The 7,317-nt window shown below is 77.1% G+C and carries 6 protein-coding genes; 3 read left to right on the forward strand and 3 right to left on the reverse strand.

Translation table 11 applies throughout. The annotated features are described in order from the left end of the window. The first annotated feature begins 215 nt into the window (after positions 1-215). Entirely contained in the window at positions 216-2,135 is a 1,920-nt protein-coding gene (gene cydD / locus QK440_RS16320) for a thiol reductant ABC exporter subunit CydD (RefSeq protein ID WP_282793821.1), read from the forward strand. A gap of 101 nt (positions 2,136-2,236) precedes the next feature. Then, on the forward strand, positions 2,237-3,994 hold the full coding sequence (cydC, locus tag QK440_RS16325; RefSeq protein ID WP_282793822.1) for a thiol reductant ABC exporter subunit CydC: 1,758 nt from the start codon (positions 2,237-2,239) through the stop codon (positions 3,992-3,994). Here cydC and QK440_RS16330 read toward each other — a convergent pair. Beyond that, entirely contained in the window at positions 3,954-4,406 is a 453-nt protein-coding gene (locus tag QK440_RS16330; RefSeq protein WP_282793823.1) for an Lrp/AsnC family transcriptional regulator, read from the reverse strand. The two genes, cydC and QK440_RS16330, sit on opposite strands and share 41 nt — an antisense overlap. Positions 4,407-4,555: 149 nt before the next feature. Here QK440_RS16330 and QK440_RS16335 point away from each other — a divergent pair, with 149 nt between their 5' ends. Next, positions 4,556-5,173 (forward strand): LysE family translocator, encoded by a 618-nt coding sequence (locus tag QK440_RS16335; protein WP_282793824.1) that lies wholly within the window; start codon positions 4,556-4,558, stop codon positions 5,171-5,173. A 71-nt stretch (positions 5,174-5,244) separates the two neighbouring features. On the opposite strand, the gene QK440_RS16340 is transcribed toward QK440_RS16335, so the two are convergent. Next, positions 5,245-6,042 carry a phosphodiesterase gene (locus QK440_RS16340; protein WP_282793825.1) on the reverse strand — a complete coding sequence of 266 codons (798 nt, stop codon included), beginning with the start codon at positions 6,040-6,042 and terminating at the stop codon, positions 5,245-5,247. A gap of 41 nt (positions 6,043-6,083) precedes the next feature. Then, the gene (locus QK440_RS16345) at positions 6,084-6,566 is read right to left on the reverse strand and encodes a DUF1360 domain-containing protein (protein ID WP_282793826.1); all 483 of its coding nucleotides are present in this window, start codon (positions 6,564-6,566) and stop codon (positions 6,084-6,086) included. Between the last annotated feature and the right edge of the window lie 751 nt (positions 6,567-7,317).

The raw sequence follows: 7,317 nt of genomic DNA on the forward strand, positions 1-7,317 counted from the left end.
CGCGGCCGCCGCACCGGGCCGGAGCCGCCCCGCGCGACAGCCGCCTCCGCGTGCGGCGACCGGCCCCGTTGTGACGGCGGCCGGCCCCGTTGTGACGGCGGCCGGCCCCGTGCGCGGCGGGAGCGGCCCGCCTCGGGGCCTGAGCCCCCGGTGCGCCGACCCTCACCTGTCCACCCGCCGCGCGACGCCACTCCCCCGACGAGAGGTCCCCCACCATGAAGCCCGTCGAACGCCGCCTGCTGCGCGAAGTGCCCGTACTGCGGCGCCACTTGACGACCGCCGCGGCCCTTGCGCTGCTCGGTGCCGGGCTCGTCGTCGCCCAGGCGGTCCTGCTCTCGGCGGTCCTCGCGGACGGCTTCGCCGGGCACCGGCCGCGGGCCGCGCCGCTGGTGGCCCTGGGCGCCGTCATGGCGCTGCGGGCCCTGCTGTCCTGGGTCCGCGGCGTGCTCGCCGGGCGCGCCGCGGCCGACGCCAAGCGCGCGCTGCGCGACCGGGTGACCCAGCGGCTGCGGCACACCGGTCCGCCGCGGCTCGCGGCCGGGGACCACGGCGGGACGGCCACGCTGCTCACCCGCGGTCTCGACGCCCTGGACCCGTACGTGGTGGGCCGGCTGCCCGCGACGGCGGCCACCGCCGTGGTGCCCCTGACGGTCGTGGCCTGGCTGTGGTGGACCGACTGGACCTCGGCGCTGGTCGTCGTGGTGACGCTGCCGCTCATCCCCGTGTTCGGCGCGCTGGTCGGCCTGCACACCGCCCGGCGCACGGCCCGGCAGTGGCGGTTGCTGGCGCGCCTCGGCGGCCACTTCCTCGACGTGGTGACCGGGCTGCCGACGCTGCGCGCGTTCGGCCGCGAGCGGCACCAGGCGCGGGTGGTGGGCGAGATGGCGGACGCCCACCGGCGGGCCACCGTGCGCACGCTGCGGGTGGCGTTCCTGTCGTCCTTCGTCCTGGAGACGGTCGCCACCCTGTCCGTCGCCCTGGTGGCCGTGCCGGTCGGGCTGCGGCTGCTCCACGGCGGGGTGGACCTGCGGACGGCGCTGACCGTGCTGTTCCTCGCGCCCGAGGCGTACCTTCCGCTACGAGCCGCGGGCGCGGCCTTCCACGAGAGCGCCGAGGGCGTCGCGGTGGCCGAACGGGTCTTCGCGCTCCTCGACGAGGAGGAGCCGCGGCGGCAGCCGGAGGAACGGCTCGGGCAAGTACCTGGGCAGACACCACGGGGTGCGTCGGAGGGGGCGCGGGATACGCCGAGGGGGGTGCGGGGTGCGCCGAGGGGGGTGCAGGTTACGCCGAAGGGGGCGCGGGTTACGCCGAAGGCGGTGCCCGCCGCCCGCACGGCTCCCCTGCGCCTGGAGGGCGTCACGGTCCGCCACCCGGGCCGGGCCGCGCCCGCCCTGTGCGCGGTGTCGCTCCACGTACGGGCCGGGGAGCACGTGGCCCTCGTCGGCCCGAGCGGCGCGGGCAAGTCCACGCTGCTCGCGCTGTTCCTCGGCTTCGTGCCGCCCGCGTCGGGCCGGGTCACGGCCGGCGGCACCGACCTGGCGCGCCTGGACCTCGACGCGTGGCGTGCCCAGGTGGCGTGGGTGCCGCAGCGGCCGCACCTGTTCGCGGCGTCCGTCGCGGACAACATCCGCCTCGGGCGGCCGGACGCGAGCGACGCCGAGGTGCGGCGGGCGGCCCGCGCCGCCGCGGCCGACGGCTTCGTCGAGGAGCTGCCGCACGCGTACGACACCGTGCTCGGCGAGCGCGGCGCCGGGCTCTCCGCCGGGCAGCGGCAGCGGATCGCGCTGGCCCGGGCGTTCCTCAAGGACGCCCCCGTGCTGCTCCTCGACGAACCGACCGCCCACCTCGACCCGGAGAGCGAGGCCGCCGTCACGCGCGCCACGGTGGACCTCATGCGCGGCCGCACGTCCTTGGTGGTCGCCCACCGCACGGCCCTGCTCCCGCACGCCGACCGGGTCGTGACCGTCCGCGCGGGCCGCCTCACCTCCGCACAGCCGTGGGAGGACCTGGCAGGCCTTGCCGGTCCTCCGGAGGTCCTGATGGCACCTCAGGAACACCTGGCGGGACCGCAAGACGGCCGGGCGGAACCGGGGGAAGGCCCGGCGGAGCCGCGGAAGGGCCTGGTGGCCCCGTGACCGGCACGTCCACCCCCGCCCGCGGGCGAGGCACACCCCGCCCGCACACACACCCCGCACCCCGCGCCCGCACCGGGCCCCGCAGAAAGGCCGATCGCGTCATGGCCCTGCCCGTCACCGCGGCTCGCGGTCCCCGCCCCACCGCCCGGCTGCTGCGGCACCTGCTGCCGTACCGGCGCGTGCTGCTGCCCGCCGCGCTCGCCGCGGCCGGCACCGAGCTGGCCGGGGCCGCGCTGACCGCCACCGCCGCCTGGCTCATCACCCGCGCCGCCGAGCAGCCGCCGCTCGCCTCCGTGAGCCTCGCGATCGTCGCGGTCCGCGCCCTGGCCCTGGGGCGCGGGGCGCTGCGCTACGCCGACCGGCTGCTCGGCCACGACGGCGTCCTGCGGGCCGTCGCGGGGTTCCGCGTCCGGGTGTACGAGGCGCTGGTGCCGCTCGCTCCGGCGGGCACCCCCGCGTTCCGCGACGGCGACCTGCTGACCCGCCTGGTCGACGACGTGGACGCGGCCCAGGACCTGCTCCTGCGGATCCTCCTGCCCGCCACAGCCGCCTGCGCGGTCGCCGCGGCCGCCACCGGGACCGCCCTGGTGCTGCTGCCGGGGGCGGGCGTCCTGCTCGGGGTTGCGCTGGCCGGGACGGGGCTCCTCGTGCCCGCCGCGGTGCTCGGGGCGTCCCGCCGGGCGGGCCGTACGGAGAAGGCGGCCCGCGCCGAACTGGCGGCGCTCACCCTGGACCTGACCCGGGGAGCGGCGGACCTGGCCGCGTACGGGGCCCAGGACCGCGCCCAGGAGCGGCTGCGCCGGGTGTCGGCGCGGATCGCCGCGTGCGAGCGCCGCAAGGCGCTGACCACCTCCGCGGCCGCGGCCGTGGTGCTGCTGCTCCAGGGCGCGGCGACGGCCGGTGTCGTGGCGCTCGGGCTGCGGGCGCACGCGGCCGGGGCGCTGCCCGCCGTGCACCTGACCGTCCTCGCGGTGCTCGCGCTGGTGTCCTTCGAGGCGCTCGCGCCGTTGCCCGCGGCCGCCCGCCGCCTCGGTGACGTACGGGCCTCCGCGCGCCGGCTGGCCGCCCTCTTCGACACGCCGCCGCCGGTGACGGACCCGCCCGCCCCGGTGCCCCTGCCGGCCGCCGGGCCCCTCGGCGTGGAGATCACCGGCCTGCGGGTGCGGCACCGGCCGGGCGGGCCCCCGGCCCTGGACGGGGTGGACCTGCGGCTGCCGCCCGGCCACCGGGTCGTCCTCGTGGGCGCCAGCGGCTCGGGCAAGTCGACGCTGCTCGCGGCCCTCATGCGGTTCGTGCCGTACGAGGCCGGGAGCGTCCGCCTGGGCGGGCGGGAGCTGCGCGACTGCGCGGCGGCCGACGTACGCCGGGTGATCACCGGCATGACGCAGGACGCGCACCTCTTCCACACCACGATCCGCGCGAACCTGCTCCTGGTTCGGCCCGGCGCCACGGACGCCGAGCTGCGCGAGGCGGCGCGCCGGGCCCGGCTGCTGGAGTGGATCGAGGCGCTGCCCGCGGGCTGGGACACCGTCGTCGGCGGGGACGGCGCCACCCTGTCGGGCGGCCAGCGCCGCCGCCTGCTGCTGGCCCGCGCGCTGCTCGCCGACCCGCCCGTCCTCGTCCTGGACGAGCCCACCGAGGGCCTCGACCCGGCCACCGCCGCCGCGGTGCTCGCCGACGTCCTCGACGCCACCCGCGGCCGGACCACGCTCCTGGTCACCCACGAGCGCGCGGGCCTCGCCGCCGCCGACGCGGTCGTGACCCTCGACCGGGGCCGGGTCGTGCCCGGCCCGGGAGCCGGGCCCGGTCCGGCGGTGGTCACTGGGGCAGGGGGCGGTCGTCCACCACGTGCTTCATGACCAGCGTGGAGGTCAGGCGGTGCACCCCCGGGAGTATGGCGAGCTGCTCGTCGTAGAGGCGCTGGAAGGCCGCCAGGTCGGCGGTGGCGACCCGCAGCAGGTAGTCCGGCTCGCCGAACAGGCGCTGGGCCTGGATCACCTGCGCCACCTCGGCCACGGCCTTCTCGAACGCGATGACGGTGTCGCGGTCCTCCCAGCGCAGCGTGACGAACACGAGCGCCTCGAAGTGCAGGCCGAGCGCCGCCGGGTCGACCACCGCCCGGTAGCCGCGGATCGCGCCGCTCTTCTCCAGGTCCCGTACGCGGCGGTGGCACGGGGAGACGCTCAGCCGCACGCGGGCGGCCAGCTCCGTCACCGTGAGCCGGCCGTCCTGCTGGAGCTCGGTCAGAATCTTCCGGTCAAGGGCGTCCATGGAGAAGATTCTCCCTCAGTACAGGGCGCTGCGAGGTAAGAACAGAAACACTTTCGAGCCCGCAACTCCTAACCTTCCCTCTCGGAAAACACATGATCACAAGGCCTCGGGTCGCCCGGGGCCCGAGAGGGAAGAGGGATCGGTTCAGCATGGACACGGGTACGGTGGCGGCGTTCCTGGCGGTGGACCTCCTGCTGGTCGTCACGCCGGGGGCGGACTGGGCGTACGCGATCGCCGCGGGGATGCGGGAGCGGTCGGTGGTCCCCGCGGTCGCCGGCCTCGTCCTCGGGTACGCCGGTTACACGCTGCTCGCGGTGGCGGGCCTGGTCGTGATCGTGGCCGGCTCGACGACCCTGCTGACGGCGCTGACCGTCCTCGGCTCGGTGTACCTGGTGTGGCTCGGCTGGAGCGTCCTGGCGAGCCCGGTGAGCCCGCAGGCCGCCGCCGAGCCCCTGGCCGCGTCCCGCTGGCGGATCGCGTGGAAGGGCGTCGGGACCAGCGGCCTCAACCCGAAGGCGCTGCTGCTGTACTTCTCGCTGTTCCCGCAGTTCATCCACCCCGACGCGGCCTGGCCGGTGGCCGCCCAGAGCGGTGTGCTCGGCACCCTGCACATGGCGAGCTGCGCCGTGGTCTACCTGGGCGTCGGCGCGCTGGCGGGGATCGTCCTGAAGGCCCGGCCCTCGGCGGCCCGCGCGGTGACCCGCGCCAGCGGCGTCATGATGATCGGCATCGGCGCGTTCCTCCTCGCGGAGCGCCTGGCCGGGTGACCGCCCCCGCGCTCGGCCGGAGGCCACGAACACCGCCTGAGGCGGGTCTTGAACGGAGGTCGCGGCGCGGATCACGGCTCCGTGGGGTCGGCGGCCCCGCGCCCCCGGCGCGAGGCGGCGTACGCGGCCTCCCGGAGCCCGCTGAGCCAGGCTGTCGGCCGCAGGTGGGGAAGGCGGTTGAGGTAGGGGTCGTACGCGACGCGGTCGTCGGGCGGCCGGTCGTGGAGGGGGCCGGTGGTGAGGGTGCCCAGGGCCCGCCAGGCCCGGCCGGGCGGCGCGGCGCACAGGTCGAAGGCCAGGGGCTCGGCCTCCACGGCCGCGCGCAGCCTCGCCAGCGTGTTGGGGACGAGGGGCGAGGTGACGACGGGGTGGACGGCCAGCAGTGCTTCTTGGCCGCCGATCCGGTAGGGCAGCAGGGTGGAGTACGGCCCGGCCAGGGCGTCGAGGCGCGGCAGCGGCAGGTGCCGGGTCCGCCGTCCGCTGCCGCTGCTGGTGAGCAGCAGGTCCAGGAGGCTGCCCGGCCCGTCGGCGTCGTACACGCGTACCGCGAGTCCCAGGGCGTCCGGCAGCCTGCCGGGCAGGCCGACGGCGCGTGACCAGCGCAACCTGACCGCGTACTCGCCGGGCTCGTCGAGCCACGGCTCGCCCCAGGGACGGCCGGTCGGCCGCACGGTGAGCAGGGCGTCGCAGGTGACGCCGTACGGGTGCAGGGCCGGGGCCTGGCGTCGGCGCGCGACGCGCTGGGCCAGGCGGGCCGCGAGACCCGCGCCCGTGGGCCGGCGGGCGCGGGCGTCCGTGGTCCCGTCGGGCAGCGCGGTTTCGTCGGGTGGCACGGTCCCGTCGGGTGGCACGGTTTCGTCGGGTGGCACGGTCCGCTCCTTCCGGTCGTGCGCGGCGGGGGCGGGCCGGGTCACTCGCTGTTCTTCTGGATGAGGTTGTCGTAGCTGAGTTGCATGACATCGGCGGCCGCCAGGGCGGTGACGCCTCCCGTCACGGCCCGGGTGGCGCGCGGCCACAGCAGATGGGCGCCGGTGAGGGTCGCCGTCATCCAGACGCTGAGGCAGAACGGGCAGGTGACGAGCTCGCCCACGGTCGACCTCGCGGCGCCGCCCCGCGCCTCCTCGCTGACCTCGGCGGGGCCCGTCGCCTCCTCGTAGCGGGTGAACGGCGCCCGCAGCGGGCTGGTGACGGAGCCCTTGCTGATCAGGCGGCTGAGCCGGAAGGTGGCGGCCGCCGTGAAAAGGACGTCCAGGGGGTCGTGGCGGTCCGGCAGTTTCGCCTTGCGCACGCCGACGGCCACGCCCCAGGCCGCCGTGTAGGCGCCGAACGCGGCGACGGCCGCCAGGTGTCCGCGCAGTCCGCGGTTCTCCTGCGGGGAGTAGGCCCTGCCCACCTGCCGGAGCACTTCTTTCACCCGTTGCACAGGGGTGTTTTCCCTTCACACTCGTGGTCCACGGCGGCCCCCGCCGCGTGCCGTCGTCGTCGCGCTCGCTGTCCGGCGCCGGGAGTTCCGGTACTCGTACGCGTACAAGTACGAGTACGCGTGCTCCTGGCGTCGCGAGCCGCTTCGTACGGCGGGTCGGCTGTGTGCGCCCCTGGTGTGTCCGTTCCTCCGTGGGTGCCGGCGGAACCGGCGCGGAGGCGGACGTACGCGGGGCGCGTGGGGTTCCGCGCGTGCTGACGTCCTGGGAGACCGTCCCGACCCTCCCGGCGGCGGCGCGGGCCACCGCGCCGGTACCAGCGTAGGCAGCCCTCGCCTGTCGCTCCCGGGGAACTCTCCGGGGAACTTCCCGGTGAGCTCCCCGGGGAAAGGGTCGTGGCGGTCATGGGCGCCGGGTATCCGCCGGGCGGCCGTGGAAACGGCCGAGCGGGCTCGGAACGCGACATCTGCGCCCTGGTGGTGCGACAGGCGTGCGCTGTGGCGCGGGCGGGGACCTCGTCGGCCCCCGTACCGCCATCCGGGTGACCCGGCGGTGACGGGCGGACGCGGTCCCGGCGGATGTGGTCCCGGCGCGCGGTCGCGGCCCGTGTGGTCCCCCGGCGTGCGCGGGGGCGCCCGCCGCTCACGGCGCCGCCGTCTCGCCGGTGACGAGGGCGGTGACCGCCGCCACGCCGCCCTCGGCGAAGGCCTGGCGCTGCCGGTC

It is taken from the genome of Streptomyces sp. CC224B (assembly GCF_030010595.1).
Lineage (GTDB): Bacteria > Actinomycetota > Actinomycetes > Streptomycetales > Streptomycetaceae > Streptomyces > Streptomyces longispororuber.